Annotated in this window: 29 protein-coding genes and 4 pseudogenes; 17 read left to right on the top strand and 16 right to left on the bottom strand. The window is 69.0% G+C overall.

The window, feature by feature from the left end; all coding sequences use genetic code 11:
• Window positions 1-55: 55 nt before the first annotated feature.
• Window positions 56-1,012, bottom strand: coding sequence for an SDR family NAD(P)-dependent oxidoreductase (locus tag ACZ7H1_RS32545; RefSeq protein WP_470791592.1), 957 nt, complete (start codon window positions 1,010-1,012; stop codon window positions 56-58).
• A gap of 128 nt (window positions 1,013-1,140) precedes the next feature.
• Between ACZ7H1_RS32545 and ACZ7H1_RS32540 the strand changes: the two genes are divergently transcribed.
• Window positions 1,141-1,731: a TetR/AcrR family transcriptional regulator gene (locus ACZ7H1_RS32540; protein WP_470791533.1), complete on the top strand. Its 591-nt coding sequence runs from the start codon at window positions 1,141-1,143 to the stop codon at window positions 1,729-1,731.
• 97 nt (window positions 1,732-1,828) lie between these two features.
• Window positions 1,829-2,200 (top strand): hypothetical protein, encoded by a 372-nt coding sequence (locus tag ACZ7H1_RS32535; protein ID WP_470791532.1) that lies wholly within the window; start codon window positions 1,829-1,831, stop codon window positions 2,198-2,200.
• A gap of 169 nt (window positions 2,201-2,369) precedes the next feature.
• Here ACZ7H1_RS32535 and ACZ7H1_RS32530 read toward each other — a convergent pair whose 3' ends face one another.
• Window positions 2,370-3,641: a hypothetical protein gene (locus tag ACZ7H1_RS32530; RefSeq protein ID WP_470791530.1), complete on the bottom strand. Its 1,272-nt coding sequence runs from the start codon at window positions 3,639-3,641 to the stop codon at window positions 2,370-2,372.
• A gap of 258 nt (window positions 3,642-3,899) precedes the next feature.
• Here ACZ7H1_RS32530 and ACZ7H1_RS32525 point away from each other — a divergent pair, with 258 nt between their 5' ends.
• The 3 genes and pseudogenes from ACZ7H1_RS32525 (at window position 3,900) to ACZ7H1_RS32515 (ending at window position 5,192) form a co-directional block, all read left to right on the top strand.
• Window positions 3,900-4,412: a GNAT family N-acetyltransferase gene (locus tag ACZ7H1_RS32525; RefSeq protein ID WP_470791528.1), complete on the top strand. Its 513-nt coding sequence runs from the start codon at window positions 3,900-3,902 to the stop codon at window positions 4,410-4,412.
• 49 nt (window positions 4,413-4,461) lie between these two features.
• Window positions 4,462-4,909: pseudogene (locus ACZ7H1_RS32520) on the top strand (transposase family protein); the annotation flags it as partial.
• Between the two features lie 103 nt (window positions 4,910-5,012).
• Window positions 5,013-5,192: a hypothetical protein gene (locus ACZ7H1_RS32515; protein WP_470791527.1), complete on the top strand. Its 180-nt coding sequence runs from the start codon at window positions 5,013-5,015 to the stop codon at window positions 5,190-5,192.
• Window positions 5,193-5,588: 396 nt separating this feature from the next.
• On the opposite strand, the gene ACZ7H1_RS32510 is transcribed toward ACZ7H1_RS32515, so the two are convergent.
• On the bottom strand, window positions 5,589-5,876 hold the full coding sequence (locus tag ACZ7H1_RS32510) for a hypothetical protein (protein WP_470791525.1): 288 nt from the start codon (window positions 5,874-5,876) through the stop codon (window positions 5,589-5,591).
• 355 nt (window positions 5,877-6,231) lie between these two features.
• On the opposite strand from ACZ7H1_RS32510, the gene ACZ7H1_RS32505 reads away from it, so the two are divergent.
• The gene (locus ACZ7H1_RS32505; protein WP_470791524.1) at window positions 6,232-6,582 is read left to right on the top strand and encodes a hypothetical protein; all 351 of its coding nucleotides are present in this window, start codon (window positions 6,232-6,234) and stop codon (window positions 6,580-6,582) included.
• A 241-nt stretch (window positions 6,583-6,823) separates the two neighbouring features.
• Here ACZ7H1_RS32505 and ACZ7H1_RS32500 read toward each other — a convergent pair whose 3' ends face one another.
• A complete protein-coding gene (locus tag ACZ7H1_RS32500; RefSeq protein ID WP_470791523.1) occupies window positions 6,824-7,036 on the bottom strand; it encodes a cold-shock protein in 213 nt (70 codons plus the stop codon).
• 827 nt (window positions 7,037-7,863) lie between these two features.
• Window positions 7,864-8,514, bottom strand: a complete 651-nt coding sequence (locus ACZ7H1_RS32495) for a hypothetical protein (RefSeq protein ID WP_470791521.1) — start codon at window positions 8,512-8,514, stop codon at window positions 7,864-7,866.
• A gap of 405 nt (window positions 8,515-8,919) precedes the next feature.
• Here ACZ7H1_RS32495 and ACZ7H1_RS32490 point away from each other — a divergent pair, with 405 nt between their 5' ends.
• Both ACZ7H1_RS32490 and ACZ7H1_RS32485 read left to right on the top strand, forming a co-directional pair.
• Complete coding sequence (locus ACZ7H1_RS32490; protein ID WP_470791519.1) at window positions 8,920-9,225, top strand: DUF6233 domain-containing protein; 306 nt, start codon at window positions 8,920-8,922, stop codon at window positions 9,223-9,225.
• 249 nt (window positions 9,226-9,474) lie between these two features.
• On the top strand, window positions 9,475-9,765 hold the full coding sequence (locus tag ACZ7H1_RS32485; protein WP_470791518.1) for a hypothetical protein: 291 nt from the start codon (window positions 9,475-9,477) through the stop codon (window positions 9,763-9,765).
• A 58-nt stretch (window positions 9,766-9,823) separates the two neighbouring features.
• On the opposite strand, the gene ACZ7H1_RS32480 is transcribed toward ACZ7H1_RS32485, so the two are convergent.
• The 7 genes and pseudogenes from ACZ7H1_RS32480 to ACZ7H1_RS32450 form a co-directional block, all read right to left on the bottom strand.
• Window positions 9,824-10,819, bottom strand: a complete 996-nt coding sequence (locus tag ACZ7H1_RS32480) for a helix-turn-helix domain-containing protein (protein ID WP_470791517.1) — start codon at window positions 10,817-10,819, stop codon at window positions 9,824-9,826.
• A 2-nt stretch (window positions 10,820-10,821) separates the two neighbouring features.
• Window positions 10,822-10,998: a hypothetical protein gene (locus ACZ7H1_RS32475; RefSeq protein ID WP_470791516.1), complete on the bottom strand. Its 177-nt coding sequence runs from the start codon at window positions 10,996-10,998 to the stop codon at window positions 10,822-10,824.
• Between the two features lie 640 nt (window positions 10,999-11,638).
• Window positions 11,639-11,803 (bottom strand): hypothetical protein, encoded by a 165-nt coding sequence (locus ACZ7H1_RS32470; RefSeq protein WP_470791514.1) that lies wholly within the window; start codon window positions 11,801-11,803, stop codon window positions 11,639-11,641.
• A 535-nt stretch (window positions 11,804-12,338) separates the two neighbouring features.
• Window positions 12,339-12,773, bottom strand: a pseudogene (locus ACZ7H1_RS32465) (ATP-binding protein); the annotation flags it as partial.
• The gene (locus ACZ7H1_RS32460; protein ID WP_470791512.1) at window positions 12,773-13,429 is read right to left on the bottom strand and encodes a Mu transposase domain-containing protein; all 657 of its coding nucleotides are present in this window, start codon (window positions 13,427-13,429) and stop codon (window positions 12,773-12,775) included. The gene ACZ7H1_RS32460 and the pseudogene ACZ7H1_RS32465, both read right to left, overlap by 1 nt.
• A gap of 382 nt (window positions 13,430-13,811) precedes the next feature.
• Window positions 13,812-14,504, bottom strand: coding sequence for a S1 RNA-binding domain-containing protein (locus tag ACZ7H1_RS32455; protein ID WP_470791511.1), 693 nt, complete (start codon window positions 14,502-14,504; stop codon window positions 13,812-13,814).
• Window positions 14,505-14,605: 101 nt separating this feature from the next.
• On the bottom strand, window positions 14,606-15,133 hold the full coding sequence (locus ACZ7H1_RS32450; RefSeq protein WP_470791510.1) for a hypothetical protein: 528 nt from the start codon (window positions 15,131-15,133) through the stop codon (window positions 14,606-14,608).
• A gap of 230 nt (window positions 15,134-15,363) precedes the next feature.
• Here ACZ7H1_RS32450 and ACZ7H1_RS32445 point away from each other — a divergent pair, with 230 nt between their 5' ends.
• Entirely contained in the window at window positions 15,364-15,609 is a 246-nt protein-coding gene (locus tag ACZ7H1_RS32445; RefSeq protein ID WP_470791508.1) for a hypothetical protein, read from the top strand.
• Window positions 15,610-15,618: 9 nt separating this feature from the next.
• Here the strand turns inward: ACZ7H1_RS32445 and ACZ7H1_RS32440 are convergent.
• Window positions 15,619-16,299: pseudogene (locus ACZ7H1_RS32440) on the bottom strand (ISL3 family transposase); the annotation flags it as partial.
• Between the two features lie 3 nt (window positions 16,300-16,302).
• Window positions 16,303-16,371: pseudogene (locus tag ACZ7H1_RS32435) on the bottom strand (alkylphosphonate utilization protein); the annotation flags it as partial.
• A 238-nt stretch (window positions 16,372-16,609) separates the two neighbouring features.
• Between ACZ7H1_RS32435 and ACZ7H1_RS32430 the strand changes: the two are divergent.
• The 6 genes from ACZ7H1_RS32430 (at window position 16,610) to ACZ7H1_RS32405 (ending at window position 20,466) form a co-directional block, all read left to right on the top strand.
• Window positions 16,610-16,951, top strand: coding sequence for an ArsR/SmtB family transcription factor (locus tag ACZ7H1_RS32430; RefSeq protein WP_470791506.1), 342 nt, complete (start codon window positions 16,610-16,612; stop codon window positions 16,949-16,951).
• Window positions 16,952-16,992: 41 nt separating this feature from the next.
• Window positions 16,993-18,672 carry a SulP family inorganic anion transporter gene (locus ACZ7H1_RS32425; protein ID WP_470791590.1) on the top strand — a complete coding sequence of 560 codons (1,680 nt, stop codon included), beginning with the start codon at window positions 16,993-16,995 and terminating at the stop codon, window positions 18,670-18,672.
• Window positions 18,669-19,091, top strand: coding sequence for a pyridoxamine 5'-phosphate oxidase family protein (locus ACZ7H1_RS32420; RefSeq protein ID WP_470791504.1), 423 nt, complete (start codon window positions 18,669-18,671; stop codon window positions 19,089-19,091). Before ACZ7H1_RS32425 ends, ACZ7H1_RS32420 begins: the two co-directional genes overlap by 4 nt.
• Window positions 19,088-19,513 carry an ATP-binding protein gene (locus ACZ7H1_RS32415; RefSeq protein ID WP_470791502.1) on the top strand — a complete coding sequence of 142 codons (426 nt, stop codon included), beginning with the start codon at window positions 19,088-19,090 and terminating at the stop codon, window positions 19,511-19,513. Before ACZ7H1_RS32420 ends, ACZ7H1_RS32415 begins: the two co-directional genes overlap by 4 nt.
• A gap of 17 nt (window positions 19,514-19,530) precedes the next feature.
• The gene (locus tag ACZ7H1_RS32410) at window positions 19,531-19,956 is read left to right on the top strand and encodes an STAS domain-containing protein (RefSeq protein WP_470791500.1); all 426 of its coding nucleotides are present in this window, start codon (window positions 19,531-19,533) and stop codon (window positions 19,954-19,956) included.
• A 174-nt stretch (window positions 19,957-20,130) separates the two neighbouring features.
• The gene (locus ACZ7H1_RS32405) at window positions 20,131-20,466 is read left to right on the top strand and encodes an ArsR/SmtB family transcription factor (RefSeq protein WP_470791499.1); all 336 of its coding nucleotides are present in this window, start codon (window positions 20,131-20,133) and stop codon (window positions 20,464-20,466) included.
• A gap of 76 nt (window positions 20,467-20,542) precedes the next feature.
• Here ACZ7H1_RS32405 and ACZ7H1_RS32400 read toward each other — a convergent pair whose 3' ends face one another.
• Window positions 20,543-20,701 (bottom strand): DUF6126 family protein, encoded by a 159-nt coding sequence (locus tag ACZ7H1_RS32400; RefSeq protein ID WP_470791497.1) that lies wholly within the window; start codon window positions 20,699-20,701, stop codon window positions 20,543-20,545.
• A complete protein-coding gene (locus tag ACZ7H1_RS32395) occupies window positions 20,698-20,892 on the bottom strand; it encodes a hypothetical protein (protein WP_470791495.1) in 195 nt (64 codons plus the stop codon). The genes ACZ7H1_RS32400 and ACZ7H1_RS32395 overlap by 4 nt, the downstream gene beginning before the upstream one ends.
• 540 nt (window positions 20,893-21,432) lie before the next feature.
• Between ACZ7H1_RS32395 and ACZ7H1_RS32390 the strand changes: the two genes are divergently transcribed.
• Together ACZ7H1_RS32390 and ACZ7H1_RS32385 are read left to right on the top strand one after the other, a co-directional pair.
• On the top strand, window positions 21,433-22,476 hold the full coding sequence (locus tag ACZ7H1_RS32390; protein WP_470791493.1) for a 1-phosphofructokinase family hexose kinase: 1,044 nt from the start codon (window positions 21,433-21,435) through the stop codon (window positions 22,474-22,476).
• A gap of 89 nt (window positions 22,477-22,565) precedes the next feature.
• The gene (locus ACZ7H1_RS32385; RefSeq protein ID WP_392591815.1) at window positions 22,566-22,766 is read left to right on the top strand and encodes a DUF5988 family protein; all 201 of its coding nucleotides are present in this window, start codon (window positions 22,566-22,568) and stop codon (window positions 22,764-22,766) included.
• Window positions 22,767-23,094: the final 328 nt, after the last annotated feature.

Below are 23,094 nucleotides of genomic sequence, written 5' to 3'. Positions count from 1 at the left end.
TTCTTGCGGAGATTTCAGGTGCGGGTTTCTTGGAGGGGAGTGCGCTGCCGTCGTGTCACCGGTTCGCGAACGCGTTGGTGCCGGTCAGCTGGGCGGACAGGGTCCACAGGCGTGCGGCCTGTTCGGGGTCGACCGCGTAGGGCCTGACTCCGGGTGCGTCGTCCTGGGAGAGCGGGGCGATGTCGCAGTCGTCCAGGTAGACGCCGCCGGTGTGGGCCAACTGCGGGGAGATGGCCGCCCAGACCTGGGTGGCGGCACCCTGCTCGGGGGTCTTGAAACTGGGGGCCGTGTTGCCCTGGTCGTCGATCCAGCCGAAGGCGATCATCTCCTCGCGAGTCATGTGCCGCTGGAGCGGGGTCATGACGGCACCGGGGGCGACGGCGAAGGCCCGCACCTGGTGCTCGCGACCTAGGGCGTCGAGGTGGACGGCGAACAGCGCGATCGCGGTCTTGGACTGTCCGTAGGCGACGGCCTTGTCATAGTCGTTTGCGAACATGACGTCGTCCCAGCGGATCGGCGAGTAGCGGTGTCCGGCAGAGCTGAGCGCGACCACGCGCGCGCCGCCGTCGGCTGCCAGGGCGGGCCACAGCCGGTTCGTGAGTGTGTAGTGGCCCAGGTGGTTGGTGGCGAACTGCGCCTCCCAGCCGGGGCCGAGGCGGGTCTCGGGCAGGGCCATCACGCCGGCGTTGTTGATGAGGATGTCGATGCTGCGGCCGCTTGCCAGGAACTCGTCCGCGAAGGTGTGCACGCTGGCCTGGTCGCCCAGGTCGAGACGGAGCACCTCGACCCCGTCCACTGCGGTGAAGGCTTCCGCGGCCGCTTCCGGGCGGCGGACGGCTGCGACGACAGTCGCGCCGGCGCCCCGCAGGGCGCGCGTGGTCTCCAGCCCCAGTCCGGAACTACCGCCGGTCACGACTGCGAGCTTCCCGGTGAGGTCGAGGCCGGCCAGGACGTCGGCCGTGGTGCTGCGGGCCCCGAAGCCGGAGCCGATGGGCTGCTGTGCTGTCATGATCGCCATTCCTTGCGCGTGGAGCGTCACGGTCAACGCCGTAACCGGGGAGTTCCCCGGTTAGCCATCACGGTAAACGGGGAACTCCCCAGTTGTCCAGATAGACTGATCCCCTGACGAAGGGAGCTGCCTTGACCACCAAGCCGAGCGTGTTGCGCGCCGACGCCCGCCGCAACCGCGAGCGCATCCTCGAAGCGGCCGTACGCGCCTTCTCCGAGAAAGGCCCGGACGTCGCCATCGACACCATCGCCAAAGCCGCGGGCGTCGGCTCGGCCACGCTCTACCGCCACTTCCCCACACGCGAGGCACTCATCGAGGCGGCCTACCGCAACGAGCTCGCCCGCGTCTGCGACAGCGCCGCACAACGACTGGCCGACCATGCCCCGGACGAGGCGCTGCGCCTGTGGATGGACGACTTCATCGACTACCTCACTGCCAAGCAGGGCATGGCGGACGCACTGCGGGCCGCGGCCGCATCCGGTGCGGACCCCTTCGCCGAAACCCTCGACAAGCTCGCCACCGCCCTCGGCACCCTGCTGCACGCCGGCGCCGACGCCGGTCTCCTGCGCCCGGACATCGACCCCTTCGATGTCGGCTTCAGCCTGGCCGGCATCGGGCTGATCACCAGCGCTCCGAACCAGCGCGAACGGGCCGGACGCCTCCTCGACCTGCTCCTCGACGGCCTCCGGTACGGAGCGGACGGATCGGCGCCCAGCTCGTGACCCGGCTTTGGCCGCGGTCCCCGCCGGCTTTGTGACGCCAGCGGTCCAGCAGCCCCGACCGCGTTGCGGAGCGCGAGCCACTGACACGGGTCAGGAAATGCGAAACAGGCAGAGCCGGGTCCGGTTCCCGGACCAGGACGACACCGACCACGCCCCCGGTGGCCGTCCCGGCACCAGCTTGCACCGGGGCGGTCCCGTCGAGGACGGGGCCGATGCCACGCGTACGGAGGGCAAGCCGGTGGTCTTCACGGGCGGCGGCGGCACCCTGGGCGGCGAGCCGTCCGGGACGAACGGCGGGACCGACGGGGCAGCCGGCAAGGCGGCGGTGCGCAAGGACGTGACCGAGCACTGCCCGGCCGGGACGGGGGACGGCGGCAGGGGCGGCGACGCGGGCAGCACCGGCCCCGTCGGCTCCGCCCCCGGGCGGGCTACGCGGGCGCGGCGGGCGGTAACGGCCGCGTCATCCTGACCTTCTCCTGACCGGGCGGCCGACGCATGCCGGCGCTGGAACCCTCACACGGCCGCGGTTCCTCACGGCTGTGACGCCGAGCAGCGACAGTCCCGGACCCTGATCGCGTGCTCTTGCCCTGGGCCGGGACCGGTGAGCGGGTCGCTCTCCGGTCCCGGTGAGGCTGACGTCAGCCGATGGCGATGTCGGCTTCGGTCTGGCTGGGCTGGTAGCCCTGCTTGCCGGCGAAGGACACGGTGACCGGGCCGGCGAGGGCGCTGGTGTCGATCTGCTGGGTGTCGGGATGGACGGGCAGGCGCAGGTCGGCGGTGTGGGTGACGCGTCCGTCAGGTCCGGTGACGGCGGTGCCGAGGTCGAGTCCGCCGGCGGAGGTGAAGCGGAGGGATTCACCACTGACGGGGACACCGTCGGCGGTGGTGAGGCGAGCGGTCAGGCCGGGGACCTGGACCGGGATCATGATGCGGCTGCTACCGGCCTCGATGACGGTCGCCACGGTGGTCTTCGCAGCGAACAGCACGGCGACCGGCAGGCCCGGCAACTCCACCCGGTGGGTGAAGCGCCCGTCCAGCGATTCCAGGACGGCAGTACCGCTTCGCCGTGCAATGGAGCACAGCCATCGTCCATCGGAGGACGCCGCCGCCGACGTCTTCTCGCCGGCATGCTCGATCTCGGCCCCCGTAACCATCACACCGTCCCCGGTCAGCGTGGAGGCATCCAGGCAGCGGTACTCCTGCTCTGCCCGCTGATACAGCCGGGACCCATCAGCGCTGACCGCCATGCCTCCGGCACCCGGGCAGCGGATCGCGTCGCTGTGCTGGAGCGACGTGAGCGTGTCGGGGTCCAGCCGCACCACGCGGCTGGACCCGAGCGAGACCTGTTCGACGGCGTAGAGGGTGCCGTCAGGGGCGAAGACCGGGTGCTCGGGGCCGGCGCAGCGGGCCACTTCCCGACCGGTGGCGGTGTCGTACCTGACCAGAGCGTCGCTGAACATGACGTACAAGGACTTGCCGTCCGGGGACGGGACGGGGCTGCCGGTGGACACGGAGGAGTCGACGAACTCCACGACAGGGCGGCCCGAAACGGCGTCCGCGCCCACCACACCGTCCTCGTGGGCGATGTAAGCGGTGTTGCCGTCCGGGGACACCGCCAGCCCAGCCCGATCCAGACCGGACTGATCACCCAAGACGAATTCGTACCTTCCCTCCACGTCGACGGCAGCGGTCACCCGCAGCCGGTCGAGGTCGACATGGCGCAGCTCGGCCTGGTCGGCGACCAGCGCCAGAAGCCGGTTGCCGCCGGGGCGCACGGTCAGGTCGAGCACGGAAGCCGAACCGAGAGGGATGGTGAAGTCGATCCGCCCGGTGTCGGGGTCGAGGGCGCTGACGCCATTGCCGTTCGGCCCCTGGCCGCGGTGGGCGATGAAGACAAAATGCTCGGACATGCTGAAGGACCCCTGGGATCGCCGCCCGGTCAAGGCGACCCGGCGGAAGCGCAAGCGAGTGTAATGATCACTACCGGGGAGACGACAGGGCCGCTTCCAGCCACCCGCCACTCCGCGGCCGCCCGTCGATCGCCACGGCCACCTGACACACCATTCGGCAATGCCTCCGCCGAAACCCGAGAACCTCCAGGCGATCAAAGCGCTCCGCAGGGCTGAGGTGCTAGACGAGTGGCTCCAAAGTCGGGGATGATCAGTGGCATGCAGACGGTCCTGCGGGGAGCCTTGGTGACGCTTCGCCCGTCGACGGTGGGCGATATCCCCGCTCTGGCCGCGATCCGGACCACGTCTGAGGTGTACGCGCGCTGGCGAGGCGGCGACGACCTGACGGCCGCTGTGGCCCAGGACCTCGAAGATCCCGGGGTCCGGACCTTCGTGGTCGAGCATGACGGCAGGGTGGTCGGTGCTATCCAGTGGGGCGCCGAGGACGAGCCGGACTACCGGCATGCCAACATCGACATCTACCTCGACCCTGCGGTGCACGGGAGTGGCCTTGGCACTGACGCCGTCCGCGCCCTGGCACGCCATCTGATCGATGATCACGGATACCACCGGCTGGTGATCGACCCGGCCGCCGACAATGCCGCCGCTATCCGGTGCTACCGCAAGGTCGGCTTCCGCCCGGTGGGCATCATGCGGCAGTACGAGCGCGGCCCGGACGGCAGCTGGCACGACGGGCTGCTGATGGACTTGTTGGCGGAGGAGCTGGAGTAAGTCTCACGTTCGGCTCCGCCAAGGCGGCGAGGGTCTCGATGATCCGTGTGTGACGACAGACCTTGAGACCCTCTTGACGGCACTCAATGTTAAGTCCGACGACGAGATCGCAGGTACGCGGTGGATGGGACGACCACCCCGGCTCAGTCAGTCCGAACTTGTCTGCCTGGCGGTAGCCCAGGCGCTGCTCGGCCACCATTCCGAGGCGCGATGGCTGCGTTACGCGCGCAAGCACCTGCTCGGGCATGTTCCCGTACCTGCCGCAGCGCGCGGGCTACCACAAACGGCTTCGCTCCGCGCTTCCGATGGTCAAGTGCATGATCCGAGAGTTGGCGATGGACAGCGACTTCTGGTTCGACAAGCACTGGATCACCGACTCGGCCCCGATGCCGTGCGGGATGTCTCGTCCGACCGTGCAGCGTTCCAACCTGGCGGGCTGGGCCGGGTACGGCTACTGCGCCTCCCACTCGCGCTTCTTCTGGGGCCTGAGCCTGTATCAAAGGCGGTGGCGGCGGCGGACGTGACGGGGATCCGAACAACTACGGTTCCGCGTCGGGATCGAGCGGAGCCGGCGGTGCGGGCGGCACAGGCGGCGTCCGCGTGAGCGAAGGCGACGAAGTACGCCACGCCGGCGGTGACGGCTCCTACAACAGCCCCGGCGGCACCGTCGGGGCCGGCATCGTTCCCCGGCCGGACGGCACCGGCAACGGCGCCGGCTCGGCCGGCATCGAGGCCGACGGGAACAAGGGCGGCGACGGCTGGCTCGTCCCGTGGTGGTAACCGAAACCAACATCACCCCCGGCTGACCCCCGACCCAGCCCCGCCATTCCAGCCAACCCAGAGCACCCTGCGGAGCGGGAGGGCGGCGGTCTGGCGGGGCGCGGGCACGTCGAACTGCCCCCGGACGGCGGTGCGCACCGGAGCGGGGTGTGGATCGTCAGCCAGAAGCAGCGCCCCGACCGGCTCACCCCGGAGCAGCTCGCCGATCTCGGCGTGGACTGGGCTCGGCAGGGGCTGGTGGTGAACGCGAAGCGATCACCGGAACGGCGGCTCCGCCGTCCCTGGCCGTCGGCCCTGTCCCGCAGAGCCGACGGCACCGATCCCTACGCGGGGTCGAGGCGGTCTTCCAGGACCCCGCTCATGACGAACCCGTTGTCGAACGCGACCCGGTAGCCCTCAAATGCCGGGAACGCTGATCGTCTTCGTCACCTTCAGCCCGCCGTCCCGAAGGGTCCGCTCACGCAGTTCCTTCGCCTCCTGCTCCGACAGCACAGGATGTTGCCCGTACTCGTCTAGCGGAAGGAGATAGCCAAGCTCCCGGTCCTCGTACACCGCCAGCGCCGCCGCGGTCATGGGCGTCATCTGCTCCACCGTCTTCTCCACAGCAGGAACAGGGACCTCACGCACCGTCCCCTGCACGCCGGCGGCCAGGTGAAGACCACCGGCGAACGTCGTCTTCGCCACCTCTAGCACCGCCCGATCGTGGCTCCCCCCTTCTCGTACACGTCGGTCACCACCGTCCCGGTCAGCTGAGTGTCCTCACGAAGCTGAACACGGTCTCCCACAACGTAAGCCACGACTCTCCTCCAAAAGATCGACTCCAACCGCCCCCGACCGTAGAAAGCCCCGACACACCCCAACAGCAACCCTCCGGCCAACATCCACCCACCAACAACAGCCATCACGACCCGAACCAGGAACACCCCCAGCACCTGCTGCGCTCCTTCTGCCTGCTGCTCCGACGGCCGTGACTCCCGGGATCTTGGAACGTTGATCCGAGCGATAGATGATCAACGGACCGAAATGTGGAGAGACGACGATGCGCAGTAAGGCGATGTGGCTCTCAGCCGCCCTCACGGGGGTTGCACTGGTTGGGCTGGTCCCGCTCCAGGCCAGCGCCGCGGACGACACTCATGTCCTGGTGACCACGGACGTGGAGACCTACAAGGTCCCCACCGGCTCCCGTTCGTACACGCAGGAGGCCGCGTGCCCGGCCGGCTACAAGGCCGTCGGCGGCGGCTACAGCAACGTGCTGAACGAGGAAGGGCACGAGGTCGCGGAATCCCGGCCCCGCGCCGATCTCGGCGCCTGGGTAGTCACCGTCCGGAAATCCCGGGACAGCGACCGCGTCATCAAGTTCACCGTGCACGCGGTCTGCGCCAAGCCCTGACCCAGACCACGCAACCACGCACACCAGCCGTGGGCCTGCACCCCCTGCCGGGAGCGGGTGACCTGTGGCTGAGTGCCGCAGTGAGGTCAGGCAAGGTGATTGTCCTGTGACAGCGAACCTTGAGCACGTGCCAAGGAAGGTTGAGCACGTGCCAAGGAAGGTTGAGCGGCCGCCGCTGGCCTGACGAACGCGGAAGGCAGGGGTGGGGCCGAGCCCGGCCCCACCCCCAGCAGGTGCGGACCTACTCAGGTCGGACCTGCGCGGCCTGCATCCCCTTCTGGCCTCGCTCGGCGACGAAGGAGACGGTCTGCCCCTCCTTGAGGGTCTTGAATCCGTCGCTCTCGATGGCCTTGAAGTGCACGAAGAGGTCATCGCCCCCACCCGCCGGGGTGATGAACCCATACCCCTTCTCCTCGTTGAACCACTTCACCGTGCCCTGCTGGCGGTTACTCATACTGCGTCCGATCGTCCGGGATGATGATCAATCGATGGAGATCGCTACCCGTACCCAGGTGCAGGCATACCCACTCATCCGGTGACCCTCAGAAGGGACGTCCGACCTGCCTGATCAACCTTCGATGACACGAACTCACGTCAGTCGAAATCCGATGGCACACGATCAAGATTCGTTGTCACAGGACAGGTGATGCCGCGGCCCGCCGGAGGCGGACTGAGCACTCGCATAGGAAATCGAACACATGACGGAATAGGGGGATCCCCGCACCGAGGAGCAGCGCCATGACCTCGCCCGCCCCCACCCCCGCCCCGTCCAGACCGCAGCCCGTCACCCGGGCTCCCAGCCAGACCGGCCCTTGTGCCCGGTGCCATGCTCCGACCTGCCGATATGGGGTTGGCGCGTCCCCGCTTTCTCTCGGGGTGGATCAGCTGTGGTGTGACGTGGGGTGAGGTGGGTTCGTTGAGCTCCTGGGGCTCGTTCTCGGGGGTTGTGGCTCTGCGGCGGGTTGTTGCACGACTCGACGCAGGAGTTGCTGATGCGGGCGTTTCCCGTGGTGATGCCGTCCGGGCAGACGCGCAGCAGTCGGCACGTCGCTGTTCCAGCGGCTGATCGCTGCCACAGCCGCGCGCCGCAGGGATGAATCCTCAAGCAGGAGGGCGCCAACGTAGCCGTCCAGTGCCGCCGCCCCGAAGCCGGCGAACGCCCGCAATAGTCGACCCGGAGGCTCAACGCGCCCCGAATCGCGGCAGGCTGCCCCGCACCAGCTGCCGCCGGTTGCATCGACGGGCGCTCCCCGGCCGGGGAGCGCCACGGGCCGCCCGGGGTTAGCCGCCAGCCGAACCGGCCGAGGCCGAACCGCCGGAGGTCCAGCGGGAGTTGGGCTGCGGCCGATCGCGCGTGCTGCGCTCGGTGCGCAGCTCCACCACGACCCCAGCCGGGCCGAGCAGAGCCTCCAACGCGTCGGCGAGCCGCTGCGGGTCGCCGACGAACGGGAGCGCGAGCCGCTCCCGGGCGCCCCGTAGGACGAGTTCCAGCGCGAGCGTGGAGACGGCCGGCTTGTAGTCCCCCTGGTACGGCTCCACCACCTTGTGCGTCAGCCGCACCTCGCGCAGGGTCTTGACGGGCAGCCAGACGTCCGGCCCGGCGGCCCGGACCAACCGCAGGGACGCGGGCACCCTGGCCGGCGCGAACTCCACCCGCAGGATGTCCCGGGCCCGGGAAAAGGCCAGTGCCGGCCAGCCGATCAGGTACTCCAGCCCGGCGATCACCCCCACCACCACGAACACGGTCGACGCCCGCGCCCCGGCCAGCGCCATCCAGAAGGCGACGATCAGGGTCGGCACGCCCAGGGCGAGCGGAGTGAACAGCGCCGGCCCCGCCGAGGTCAGCGCGTTCCACACCGGCCCGGTCGGGCCGGCGCGCAGGACCAGATCCGTCGAGTCGGGGCCTTGTCTCAGCAAGGGATCGGTGGCCATGCCTCCAGCGTAGGACCGGTCCGCAAGAGCGCCTCGACCATATCCGGCCGATGGGGCACGACTTCTGACGCCCCGTAGCCGTCAGCCGGCGGGCGCGGCGGGCTCCCAGGGCTCGAACACCGGCGGCTGATCGAGCCGACGGCTCCTCGAAGCGGTGGGGCCGCGACCGTTACGGGGGTCCTGTCGCGGCCCCACGGCGCCGTGCCCGCCCCGCACCCCGCCTCACCGTTCTTCGAGTACTCGAACCGGCGATGACACCACACCTGTTGCAGCGACTGGCGTTGGCGGTCCGCGCGCTGAGCTGCACAAGCCGACCTTCGTCTGCCTCGCGCCACACCGTCTCCCCAGAGAACCCCTTGTGCGCGTCGTGCAAGGCTGCGCGGCAGGCGCAGTACGGGGCTGAGCGTGTCCGTCCTGCCGCCCGACCTCCCCCGGCTGAGGACTCTGGTCACCTACCTGCGCGGCGAACTCAGCCGCACGGAACAGGCCCTTGCCGCCGCCGAGGAGCGCGAGGCCGCCACCACCCGGCAGCAGCCGGCGCCCGAGCCTCCGGCGTGGCTGGTCGAGCGCGGGATTGGCGTCGGCCGGCTCCCGGTCCGCCTCCACACCGGGGACTGCTGGGACACCGGCAAGCGCTGCGTCCCGGCCGCCGCCGAGCAGGTGCGCCGACTCCTGGCCGATGGTGTACCCGCCTGGCTGCCACCGACATGATCAGCCACCACCGCTCGACGGCTCCGCTCGCCTGGGACAACGAACTACTGATCGCCGACGGCGCCCCCTTCGCCCCCGCCCGGCCCCACTCGTGCGACCAGTGGGCGCAGGTCGTCTACACGGCATGGCAGCTGATGACCCAAGGAGGCAGCCGCCTGACCGACACCGAGACCGTGCCCCGCCCCCGGGCCGGCCGCAAACGCGACACCCGCGGCGGCATCGCAGTCCCGGCAGACGTCCAGATGGTCGATGTGCACGCCGCCCACCGACCCTCGCGCTCCGCCGCTGAACAAGACGCTGCTGCATCCGACGGCCGCCAGGCCCCCGCAGTACTCCTGCCGCTGGCCGGTACGCCCCCACCGGCGCGACCACTGCATGCAGCCCCGCGACCACGCGGACGGCCGCTGCCGGCACGAAGAACGCATCATCCCCGGCCACATCAAAGGCCCCTCGGACAAACCGCTCCGGGTACGCGAGACCGTCAATCTGTGGGACCGCCAGCCGGGCGCCGTGCCGCCCCGCGAGACGAGGGTTGATTGAGCGACCCCCGACGGCCTCCAGCTGATGTTCCCCGCGGCTCTGTCAGCGAATTCCCCGCCTACCTCGCGGGCGGATGGGGTCGCGGCCGCCCCTGGGATGCAAGGTGCAAGCTGCGTGCCGCTTCCAGCTCCCGTGGCGTCAGGGCTCTACGCTCTTCTCTTTCCGCCTCCAGGTCGTGGCAGAGCTGCTCCATGAGGGGGCTCAGCCTGCGTTCGCCGTACGGTTCGAGGAACACCTTGACCCCCTCAAGATCCACAACTGGGCTGGGGCCGGCCCCGCGGGTGTGGGGCGATGTGACGGTTGCCCTTCGGACCTCGGTCCCGTCGGCGAGTCGGCCCGGGTCAAGGAAAACCCTCACCTCGCCGGCATGGGTGAGTTGCCGGTGATCGGCTGGGCGAGGGTGGGGTGCGACCCACCGTGTGATGGGCGTGCCTTGGATGATTTGGCCGCGGTGAACGAAGCTGTGGCTGTCCCTTCTGGTCTCCTCAGCACGGTAGAAGGCCTGGTCCCACTGTTTGAGTGCCTGTCCGCGCACGCCGCACGCGGTGGCGAAGGCCAGGACGAATTCACGGCTCGGCCGAGTCGTGCGGGCGATGACTCTGGCGACAGTGGAGTGCGGCAGCCAACGGCTCTCGGCTTCCAGGTCCTGGTAGGGCCGTGAGCCGTCTTTGCGGTACAGGTCGAGGAGAGCGGCGTGCAGGTCTGCGAAGTTGCGGACGCAGCTGATGTGCGGCACGGGATCGGCAGGGCCGGCGGCGGCGCACGTCGCCTCGTAGCGTGCCCGCTTCCACAGCCTCAGCGCTTCGGCCAGGTCGGCCTCGCATCCGGTGGCGAAAGCCTCGACCGCCCGCCAGGACGGAACGCCCCTGCCGGAAGCGGCGCGGGCAAGAGTGTCCGGGCTGCATCCCTTCCCGGTCTTGAGCGTCCGGGCCGCCGTGCGCGTAGCCAAGACGGGGTAGCTCAGCCCAGCCCTGGCTCTCTGCTTTCGCAGCCATTCGGCCAGGCTCTTCAGGGCCTTACCGCAGGGCACGACGGGGTTCTCTCGTCGGCCCACGACTACGCCTCAGCCGCCCGGTGCACCGCGCTTTGACGGAATTTCCTAGCCAGCCGGACGGCGACGCTCAGCGCGTCCGCAACCAGAACGAGCACAGACAGTGCAGGCAGGCCGGCGAGTGCCAGAGCGGCGGCAATCACCACGACGATCACGATGACCACGGCTTCAGGTGCGGTCATCGGGGGCTCTCCAGCCGGGGACGTACGAGTACGCACAGGGTTCTCCTTGTTGTGGCTCCAACTTGACTGATCTCAGAGGCGGTTGCCGTCGCCCCACGACACGATCCTGGCAGCTCTGCACGACACGAACGCACAGACGAGGCCCATTCCCGCATCCTCATCCCACCACCAGGTTTCGTAGGCGTCTCGAAGTCAGATGCCATCGCCGCTGATCAGAGCGCTGCGCGCGACGGCATTCCGCATCGCCGTCCCAACTGCAGTTGAGGACTCACGACAGGTCGGAGATCCTGGCGAGGAACGCAGTGAACCCGTTCGCTGCGCCTCATCCCGCCGGTTGTGGCTCCAACCTCGACTCCGGGAATCTGCGGAGCAGGCCGCGTTGCCGCGAGGGCCCTCCGCTGCACCACGCGGAAGGCCCTGCTCAGAAACAACACCTGGTCAGGGCCTTCCGCGTGCCACAGCCCCTCCCCCGCGGACAAGCGAGCGGCCCGTGCTCGGGAGGGCGGACAGCCCTGCACACCACAAGCCCGCCCCGACACATGGGTGTGTGCCGGGCAGCGTCGTCTCTGCCCGGCACATGGTCTCCAGAGAAAGGGCCAGCCGACACCACGCTCACAGGCGGCAGGCTCAACCCTCAAGGTCAGCGGTGGTGGCGGCGGCCCCACGACTCCGTGTCGACGGTCCGCCTGTCGTCGTCACGCAGGGTGGCCTTGTCGGAGCGGTTGTCCCAGACGCAGTCGGAGCGGTCCTGGAAGACGTCGGTGCGGGTGTGGAGCGCACGAATGTCGTTGAGAAGCAAGAGCACCGGAAGTGGTTCGGGCTCTCGTTGATCACGTGCCAGGGCAGTCCGGTCCGTGGCAGGATGACGGCATGCTGATCCGAAAGGCCGATGCCGCGTAGGCGTCCGAAGGGGCTGCGCGCAGAGCGTTGGCGGCCCAGAAGAGGTATTCCGGTTCGCCGGACCCGTGGTGTGTCTGCGGCGACTCGCGTAGCGATCCGGAAGTTGGAAGAGGACCGGCTGTGGCCGGGGGCTGTGGCTGCTGCCCTGGCCGAGTGCCGGTGGTATCTCAATCAGCCAGGGCGTGTGCTGCCGGATCCGGTGATGGCCTGCGAGTGCTGTGATCCCCTGGTGGCGCGAGACCGCCTGGAGGACGTGCTGCTGTGGCTTCCCCGCGGGGCTCGGGAGGACCTTGGCCGGCTCATCGGCAGGCTCGATGCCGAATTCGACCGCCGGACTGTCCCCCTCAGCCCGCACCTCGGGCTGGCAAGCCCGTGGGGCGCGTGTGGGTGGTGGCGTCAGCGCTTCCTGGAGAACTGAGGGGATGAGGGTCCCTCGCTGCTCAGCCGGCCTGCTGCTGCTGTTCGGCGCGGGCGCGGGTGGTGGCGAGGCGGTAGGAGTCGGTGCCGGTCTCGATGATGTTGCCGCCGAAGGTGAGGCGGTCGACGATGGCAGCACAGAGACGCGGGTCGGTGAAGGTCTTGGTCCAGCCGGAGAACGACTCGTTTGAGGCGACGGCCACGCTGTTCTTTTCCTCCCGCTCGGTCAGAACCTGGAAGAGAAGTGCGGCGCCGCGGCGGTCGAGCTCCATGTGGCCGAGCTCGTCGATGCACAAAAGGTCGACGCGGCCGTAGCGGGCGATGGTCTTGGTCAGCTGCTTCTCGTCGGCGGCCTCGACGAGCTCGTTGACCAGCTTGGTCGCGAGGACGTACTTGACCCGGTATCCGGCCATCGCTGCTTCGGTGCCGAGGGCGATCAGAAGGTGGGATTTGCCGGTCACAGTCGTTCTCCTTCAGGGGTGGGGCGGTCCGGCCGACGCAGTCGCAGCAGCTGGTCGTAGTGGGCGACCGAGGGGAGCGGCCGCTTGTCGGGTGGCAGGTGGGCCAGGCGGCGTGACGCCAGGGACGTGACATTTGACCGGCCGGCCGTCGGTAGCACCGGATCCGCAGGGGCATGGCTGTCGTCCTCCGCCGCCTTGCGCGCTTCAAGAGCGACGGCGTCCGCGGTCAGTGCACCCGTCTTCAGGGCCGCCGCGAGGCCGGTGACCAGGTGTTCGTGAGGCAGATGGCGGCCCAGAAGCAGGACCTCGATCAGCGCGTGGGTGCCGTCGCGCTCGCCTTGGGCCTTGACTGCTGCCGCCCACCAGGCGTCATGGACCGGGGTGAACCTGCCTTCGGAGCGGGCCTGATCGAGAGCGGTCGCGCCCGGCAAGGCACCGGGCTTGCGCACGAGTGCCTCCAGGTAGTGGTCCAGATCGAGGCGGCACCCACCCTTGGCGATCAGCCGTTCATGCCGGGCGACTTCCTCGCGGCCGTCGTGGACCACCAGCTCGGAGGCGTGCACCATCGCGCGGACCGTCCGGCCGATCAGCCGCACCGGCACCGAGTAGCGGGTGGTGCGGACGCTGATCTGGCTGTAGCGGTCGACCCGCAAGGTGAAGAGCCGGCCGTCTCGAACGGCTCGTCCGGCAGCGGCGCCAGAAGCGGCTGCTCGGCCGCGAAGTACTCGCCGACCGTGCGGGGCCGGGACCGGATCCGCCGGGCATCATCCGCCTCGTCCCATCGCTCGATCATGGCGTTGAGCTCGGCGAGCGTGTCGACTTCCGGGACAGGAACGAGGTGGTTTCGCCGGAACCAGCCGATCTGCCCCTCGACTCCGCCTTTCTCGTGGGCGCCGCGGATTCCTGGCTGGCAGTAAAGAGCTTGCGGGCCGATCTTCCGTGAGTTCGCGAATTCTGAAGGGTGGTCGCGACGAACCCACGGTGTCAGGAGAGCAGTTTGCAGGAACCCAGACGGTGGTTCAGTTGCTGCGAGACCTAAAGAGGTCGCTCGAGAGCCGTAGAAGCCTGTCGTCGGGAGAGGGCCAGCCTGCGTCGCTCTCGGTCGATCTCTGTGACGACGACCGTGATCTTGTCGCCGACTTGGACGACTTTCTCCGGAGCCTCGACAGGCGTCCAGCTGAGCTCTTGCAGATGGACGAGTCCCTCGATGTCGTTGGTGACCTGTACGAACACTCCGAACGGGACCAGCTTGGTGACCAGTCCCTGCAGCGTCTGCCCCACCGTGGTGGTCTCGGCAAAGTGCTGGAACGGGTCAGGCTGCGTCGCTCGCAGGGACAGCCTGGCCTCCCCGTCCGTTGTGTCGAATTGAAGGAACTCGCACGTCACGCGCTGTCCCACCTGTACGACGTCCGAAGCTGTCTCGAAGTGTCGCCAGGACAGCTCAGGGATCGTGATGAACCCGACGCCGGGGAAGACCGGGTGCTTTGGGCCGTCGTCTAGCGCCACGAAAACGCCGAACCGTTCGACCGACGAGATCTGGCCCGAAAGCATGTCGCCGGTGCGGAGGGTTTTCAGGAATGCCCAGAGCTCGGGGTTCTCCGTGGCGGCCGTGGACATCCAGGCTCGACCTTGCTCCAGGTCGATGGCGGTCACTTCGGCGGCGATCCGGTCGCCAGCCTCCACCGCCGCTGCCGAGAACCGAACCCAGGACAGATCCAGCGCCCCCACGAACCCCAGCGGACGTGCGGCGAAACAGAAACTTCTGGGAAAACTCATCGTCCGACGCCCCGTCCATGCCGCCAGCCTCTCACGGGATACCATCCGTCAGCTCATGGGCCGGACTCGTGCTCGGCGGCCGAAACGGCGACGGCGGTTGTGTACCGGAGGCTGGTCTTGGCACTGAGCGAGAAGACGTGCACGAGGTGGAGAGGATCCGCGCCACTGGCAAGAGCCTCCTCTAGGATGCGATCCTGCCGTAGTCGGTCAACGCCCACAGGTAGGTCCTTGACCAGCCGGTTCATCCAGAACGTGCCCACTGCCGTTGTCGTAGTGACTGTGTTTCGGCTGACCAGCAGGTGTGGGTTGGTGCTGTTCGGCCAGCGGCGGTAGCGATCGCCGAGATAGTCGCCGATCGCCTCGGCGGTGTAGTCGTCGAGCGGACGGTTCGGGCCCTCGGGATCGAGCCGGCGTCCGGGTAGGTCCACCTGCTCCAGCAGCATCGCGCGGATCTGACGGGCGGGCAGTGCATGGATGCCGGACAAGGCCACGACCACGCGAAGAGCCGGATTCTGCAGTGCGGCAAGAGCGACGGACTCGACCTCGTCCGCGGTGAGTGATGCGGGGATCTTGATCGCCACCTTGCCGCCTTTGATGCCTCGCATCGGGTTGGCGAAGATCAGCCGTTCGGTCTTGAGCGTGCTGAACAGCGAACGCAGGGCACTGGCGTCGTACCACTGAGGCTCTGGTCCACTTCTTGTGGAGCCTCACGGACAGTGATGTCCGTGGTGTGTGGTGGGATGGCCGGACTCTGCCGTTGATCCGCTGGGAGGCCTTCGTGACGTGCTCGTACCCGTCCCTGACTCGTGCCTTGGCCGAGGCTTTGGTCGATGTCCTGTGGTTCATCGACGGTAGCGAGGACGAGCAGATGGATCAGGACGACGCGGTCAAGGTCATGGAGGGTGTTGCCCACGTGGTCAGCACGCTGCCGAGTGATCAGCGACAGGAGCTGATCGAGCTGGTCGGGGAGATGGCAGCTGCCGAGAGCAACCCGGCTCGCCGCGAGTTCCTGGAAGCGTTCCCGGAGGGCTTCGGGCTGATCGACGATGTGTCCTGAGCAGCCTTTTCAGGAGTAGAGCAGGACTCGCCCGCGGAGGAGTTCGAAGCCGGCACGGCCGAACATCTGGCGCTTCAGCATCTTGATCCGGTTGACATGGCCCTCGACGACTCCGGAGTTCCACGGTTGCGAGAGCCCGGCGGTTACGGCGTCGAGGTCGCGCTCCGGGTGCCGGGCGAATCGCTGAAGGCTGGGCAGGTAGGTGCTGGTCGCGGCTTCGATCCATGCCGGCAGCTGGTGGCCCTGTTACTTGGTGAGCATGTGGGCGAAGGAGCGGACGTGTCCGGCGAGTGCGTCCAGTTCGGGGCAGTTGGCCAGTACGTCCTTGAGCTGGATCCGGTCTCTCTCGGTCAATGCTTCGGGACGGGTGAGGAGCCAACGGGTGACGGCTCGGGCGGATGGCGGGCGGGGGCCGACTGGCTGGGGTTTGCCGCGTAGGTTCCGGCTGACGTAGGCGCGAACGTTGCCGTAGCCATCCGGGTAGCCCTGTTCCTTGATCTCCTCCCATAGCTTCCAGGCGTTGGTGCAGTCCTCTTGCCTCCGCTCGTCGAGGTAGGGCTTGAAGGCGTCGAGCTTGGTGGGGCGGCTTTGCCACTGGCCGGTGAACAACTGGTCCGGCTCCGCAGCATGGGCAAAGCGGAGGACGGTGCTGAAGCCCATGCCGAGTTGCCGGGCAATGGATCGCTTGCTGACCATCAGCGCGTTCATCTCGTAGGTGTACTCGCTGGCGCACTTCGGGCACGGGGGCAGGCTCGCCGTCATCGTCCTCAGGGTGCCGCGCCCACTGGCGCCCGGGGGTGCGGCGCGGGCCCCACCGACGGGGGATGCGGCGGGGCCCACGCCGTGACGGTACCGCCCTCAACACGAGAACGGCCGCAAAATCCACGAATTGCAAAGTTTTGCAATTTCGTAGATGCTGCACTAGCCGTGTCCGTAGGTAGCCGCGGGCACAGCACCAGTCGCTTACCCGGCGCCCGGGGTGATGAGAAGGGTGCGAGACGTGCCGATTCCGCTGTATCAGGCCAAGGCCGACTTCTTCCGCATGCTCGGGCACCCGGTGCGGATAAGGGTCCTGGAGCTGTTGCAGGACGGTCCGATGCCGGTACGGGACCTCCTGGCCGCGATCGAGGTCGAGCCCTCTGCGTTGTCGCAGCAGCTCGCGGTTCTACGCCGGTCGGGGATCGTGACCTCGGTCCGTGACGGCTCGACCGTGGTCTACGAGCTGGCGGGTGGGGATGTCGCGCAGCTGATGCGGGCGGCTCGTCGGATTCTGACCGAGGTGCTGACCGGGCAGAGTGAGCTCCTGGAGGAGCTGCGCGAGTCCGAGGTCCCCGCGCAGTGAACACCGTGCTGACTGCTGGACTCGACCGGGTCCGCTCCTTGATGCCAGCCCGGGCCGACTTCGCGGTGATGCGCCGAAACCCCCGCGGGGATCTGCTGGCCGGTCTCACCGTCGCGATCGTCGCTCTGCCGCTCGCGCTCGGCTTCGGTGTCTCCTCCGGGCTCGGCGCCGAGGCTGGACTTGCCACCGCCGTGGTCGCGGGCGCGCTCGCCGCGCTGTTCGGCGGGTCGAACCTTCAGGTGTCGGGCCCCACGGGTGCGATGACGGTGGTGCTGGTGCCGATCGTCGCCCAGTACGGGCCCGGTGGGGTGCTGACCGTGGGGCTGATGGCCGGTGTCCTGCTCATCGGCCTCGCCCTGCTGAAGGCCGGGCAGTACATGCGCTTCGTGCCGGCGCCGGTGGTGGAGGGCTTCACTCTCGGCATCGCCTGCGTGATCGGGCTTCAGCAGGTGCCGGGCGCTCTCGGGGTGCCCAAGCCGGACGGTGAGAAGGTCCTCGCCGTCGCCTGGCGGGCCGTCGTCGAGTTCGCGCACGCCCCGAACTGGACCGCCATCGTGCTCTCACTCGGCGTCGCGGCCGTGATGCTGCTCGGCACCCGCTGGCGGCCCACCGTCCCGTTCTCCATCGTCGCGGTCATCGCCGCGACCGCGATCGCGCAGGTCTTTCACCTGGGCGCTGCGGCCCCCATTGGCGATCTGCCGTCCGGGCTGCCCGCGCCCTCCCTGGCCTTCCTCGACCTGTCCGCGCTGGGTTCGCTGCTTGCCCCGGCGGTTGCGGTGGCCGCGCTGGCCGCGCTGGAGTCGCTGCTGTCGGCAACGGTCGCGGACGGGATGACGGTGGGGCAGAAGCACGACCCGGACAAGGAGCTGTTCGGGCAGGGCATCGCGAACCTGGCCGCCCCGCTGTTCGGCGGCGTACCGGCCACCGCGGCGATAGCCCGTACGGCGGTCAACGTCCGCACCGGTGCCTCCTCACGGCTCGCCGCCCTCACCCACGCCGCCGTGCTCGCGATTATCGTGTTCGCCGCCGCCCCGCTGGTGTCGAAGATCCCGCTCGCGGCCCTGGCCGGTGTGCTCCTGGCGACCGCGATCCGGATGGTCGAGGTCGGCTCGCTGCGGGCGATGGCGAAGGCCACCCGCTCGGACGCCGTCGTGCTGGTCCTGACTGCGGCCGGCACCCTAGTCCTCGATCTTGTCTACGCGGTGATCATCGGCCTGGTCGTGGCCGGGGCGCTCGCCCTGAAGGCGGTCGCGAGCCAGGCCCGGATGGACCAGGTGGATTTCCGCCCGGACCTGCCCGGCGAGCACAGCGACGAAGAGCACGCGCTGCTGGCCGAGCACATCGTCGCCTACCGCATCGACGGGCCCGTCTTCTTCGCCGGCGCGCACCTCTTCCTGCTGGAGCTGTCGGAGGTCGCCGACGTGAAGGTGGTGATCCTGCGGATGTCCCGCGTCACCACGATGGACGCCACCGGCGCCCTCGTGCTGAAGGACGCGGTCGAGAAGCTGAACCGGCGCGGCATCGCCGTCATGACGTCCGGCATCCGGCCAGGTCAGCGCCAGGCGCTGGAAGCCGTGGGCGCACTCGACCTGCTGCGGTACGAGGGCCGAGAGTACGCCACCACGCCCGCGGCGATCGCCGGGGCCCGCAAGCATCTGGAGCAGGCGGGGCTGCTGCCCCATACGCATCGACCGCACCGTATCCGGAAGGCCGCACGATGACCGCCCCCGCCGACCGCCTCATGATCGATGTCTCCGGCACCGAGGCCCTGTGGCTCCTCGAAGGCTCTGCCCAAGGACGCCTGGTCTCCGTCCAGCGCGAGCACGCTCTCGTCCGCCCGGCCACCCATGTTCTGGAGTACGGGCGCCTGATCGTCCGCACGCCCGTGCAGGCCGCAGCGATCCCCGGCCGGGCGGTGCTGACCTATCACGCGGACGAGATCCGCACGCCGGCCGGCACCGGCTGGACGGTGACGGCCCACGGCCCCGCCGACATCATCACGGACCCGGACGAGGCCGCGCACTACCGGCGGACGCTGCCCGGCTGGGCCCACGGCCCGCACGACACGCTGCTGCGCATCCACCCGCAGCAGGTGTCGGGGTTCCGTCTCGCCCGCCCCGTTCAGGGAGCCAGGCAGTGAGCGTCGAGGTCCAGACGATGCCCTACTGGCACGTACTGAACGTGCCCGCCACGGGCTCGGCCGTACGTAGCGCCCGGGAGACGGCCGAACTGGTGCTGGTCGAGTGCGGTGTGGGCTTGCGGCATCCGAGCGTCGGGCCGGGGCTGCTGATCCTTACCGAGCTGGTCACCAACAGCGTCCGCCACGCCGCCGTGCTGTCGCCGACGATCACGGTGACCTTTGCACACGGGGCGGGTGCGTACGCGTTCGCCGTCCACGACCGGCACCCGTATCAGCCGGCCCTCTTCGGGGCGCTCGCCACGGCCCCGGGCAGCGGGCTGGCCACCGTCGTCGAGCTGACGATGGAACTGGGCGGGACCGCGGTCGTCCGACCAGATGCGGACGGGCGCGGCAAAAGCATCTGGATCACCCTTCCCCTGTGAGACCTGAGGAAAAGACGATGACAATCGAGTGGCGCTACACCACCCACCCCGGCCTGGGTGTCCTGTCCCTGGCCGGACACCTCGGCTCGGATGCGATCGCGCGCTTCACCGGCGCGATCGGGTGGGTCCTGGCCCGTGGCACCGGACCGGTCATCCTCGACCTGAGCGGACTGCTGGGCTGGTCGGTGGGCGGACAGCTCGCCGTCGCCCAGGCAGCCCGCCAGCTAGCCGAAGAAGGCCGGCCCCTCGAACTCGCCTCGATCCCCGCCGACGGCTCCCTCGTCCCCGACGGAACCTGCCCACCGATCCCCGTCCACTGCGACCTGCCCACCGCGCTGGCCGCCCACCACACGGTGAGCGACGAACAGCGCCAATGGAGCAGCGACCAGTGGCCCGCCGAACAGGCCTCATCCATGAGGACCGGGTTCGCCAGGGAGGCCTGACAACGAAGGCCCGCCGTGCGGGGCCCGAACGTCACAAAGACGGGCCGACCTGCCCCCGGAGTTGCGAGGATCTGCAATTGTGGAGGTCACAAGGTGTGCAGGGGCGAAAGGACGCCCCCTATGGCGAAACGGTTCTGGGTGGATGCGATGGGCAGTCGAGGCAGGGGTACCCAAGTGAGCACACCGCTCTACCAGCTCAAGGCTGAGTTCTTCAAAACACTGGGTCACCCGGTCCGCATCCGCCTTCTGGAGCTGCTCAGCGTGCGTGAGCACGCGGTCGCCGAGCTGTTGCCCGAGGTCGGCGTCGAGGCCGCGAGCCTGTCCCAACAGCTCGCGGTCCTGCGCAAGGCCAACTTGGTGATCACCCGCCGCGAGGGCGTGAACGTGTACTACCGGCTCACCAGTGACGAGGTCGCAGAGCTGCTGCGGGTCGCCCGCAGCATCCTCTCCGGTGTCCTTCAAGGCCAGGCCGAACTGCTCGCCGACCTTCGTGCCAACAGCCCCCAGTAGCAAGGGGCCATGAACGGCGGCCGTCTCCCGTAGTGCGGGGTTCACCGCGCTTCTGACACCGGGAGACGGCCGCTTCCTACTTCTGTTCGTGCTGGCCCAGGTAGAACAGCAGCCACACGAACCCTGCGAACAGGTGCGTGCCTGCGATGTCGAAGAAGGCACGCAAGGCAACACCCTTTGCCAGCCACCTCTCCTGTTTCACCGCCTCGCTCTCCTCGCGTTCGTCGCCGGTCACGAGTGCCCTCCGTTCCTGGTGCCCGGGGGATTCTGCGGGGGTGCGTACGGGCGCACGAAGACCTGCCTGCCGTGCTGCCCGGCCTCCACGATGATGCCCGCGACCTCACCCGCCTCGACGGTACGGGCATCGGGATCGCCGACGGTGCCCACGTGGCATGCCGAGGAACAGACCCGGCCGTGGACCGGCATGCAGGTGACGTCAGTCTGTTTCAGTATGGAAGTCGAGTCGGACGTGTCGCTGCCCACGGAGGTGAGTGCGATGACGCTTCCCACGCGGCGCCGGACCGGTGGCCCGGTGGAGCTGGACGGGCTCTTCGGCCGCCGCACTGACCAGTTTCGGGGTGTGCCATGGGCACGGCACGCGCCGCTCCGACCGATTCGGGTTCCAGGCCGTACCCCCCTCGGGAGTGAAATTCGAGGACGTCAGTGCAGCCCTTGCCGACGGCGTGCTCACGATCAACGCCCCCTGGGCCCGAGCACCGACGGAACGGTGTGGAGAGCGACCTCCGTGAGCCTGCGCGAGAGGACAGCGGGAATTGCCAGGCGTCACGCGCCCAACGCCTGGCACGGTGGTCAGGAGCCGAAGCTGTCCCGGGAAGTGGCCGGGATCGCTATCGGTATCGACCACGCGTGGGAACTGGCCTCCACCTCCTCAGGCTGCCACGAGCGGGTCCGGGCCCAGCAGGCGGTGCGCCGGGCAGGGGTCAGCGCGACCACCAGGGCACCGCGATGAGCACGGCCGCGATGCCGGCCCCCATCACAGCCAGGACTACCGACAGCGCAGAGGGATCGGGGAGTGGTACCAGGCCGTCGATCCTCACCTTGACGATGAATCCCACGGTCGATCTCTGTTGGGAAGTCGGACATTTGGAGGGCATCGGCAAGAACCGTGCCCGGGTCAGGTCGGTGGCCGCCGGGGGTGGAGGGATCAACGTCGCCCGTCATGTCGTGCGGCTCGGAGGACGGGCCACCGCCTTCCACACCGCCGGAGGCGAGGTCGGCCTGCGCCTGAACCGGCTGCTGGACGAGGAGGGCGTCGACCACTTCGCCGTCGACATCGACGACGAGACCCGCGAAGCACTCGTGCTGTTCGAGGCCGAATCGCGCCGCAGCTATCACATCGTGCCGCCCGGCCCGCAGCTGCACGACCGCGAGGGGCGGCGGTGCCTGGATGTGCTGGAGCGGGCCGTTGGCGGTTGCCCGTACGTCGTGGCCAGCGGCAGCCTGCCCGGCGGCTTGCCCGACGACTTCTACGCGGCCGTCGCCCGCCGTATCAGGGAAGCCGGATCCAGACTGGTCCTGGACACCTCCGGGCCGGCGCTTCGCGGAGCACTCGCGGAGGGCGTGTTTCTGCTCAGGTGCAACCGGACAGAGGCCGAGAGCCTGACCGGCCAGCCGATCCGCGGCTTCGACGACGCCCGGGCCCTCAACGAGCAGCTGCTCACCACGGGGGCCGCCGAGATCGCCGTCACCACCCTCGGAGAGCTGGGCGCACTGTGCTCGACCGGCCACGGCCACACCGAGCTCTACGCGCCGCCACTGCCTGGCGAGCCTCTGAGCGATGCGGGGGCGGGAGACAGCATGGTCGCCGCCCTCGTCACACAGCTGGCCGCAGGAGAGGATCCCGTCAGCGCCTGCGCGCTGGGGGTGGCCGTGGCCGCCGCAGCGATGCTCACCCCCAGCACCGAACCCTTCGACCCGGACGTGGCCCGGTCCCTCCACTCCCAGGTGAGGACCAGGTTCCAGACCGATGCACGACGCCAGGACGTTTGACCCTGCCCAGCCCCGTGCCGTTCGGTCTGCCCTCTCAACCAAACCAACCTCGTGATGCGAGTGGGCCTCCGGTTGGGAAGACTGGAAGCATGGCGACCAAGGCAGTGCTTGAGGGCGGCCCGGACGATCTGCCCGAGCGGATCGTTCCGGTCTCCGACCCGGGACAGGACCTGAAGATTCCACACCGTGGCGGGTACGAGCATTTCAAGGTCACGTCGCGGCACCAGGACAGCTCGGAAGGTCAGCTGGCGGTGTACGAGTGGTGGGAACGGACAGAGATCGCCGAATAGGACGGACGGTCGAGGACCACCCCGCCGTCCGTGGGCGCTCTCCCGTTCGAGACGGCCCCGCTGCTCGAGTCCAATGGTGCTCGTCGCGGGGACGATCGGGCCAAGCCGCCCGGTTCCCGTGCGTCAGGCGGGTGCCCCGAAGGCGACGGGCCGTGCGGGATTGTGGACCGTTCGGCCCCTGCCTGGCGCATGGAGCGCGCGCGATGCCGGGAGGCAGCAGGGCTCGTCGCATTAGACGTCGTTTCTGATGGCGGAATCGCTCGTTGAGCCGTGCATGACGGATCTGATCGAGCGGTTGGTGCCGGACGAGTTGTGGACGCTGTTCCGG

Source organism: Streptomyces sp. NPDC037401 (genome assembly GCF_055602345.1).
Note: the sequence above shows the minus strand (reverse complement) of the source record. Positions and strands in the feature narration are given on the sequence as shown.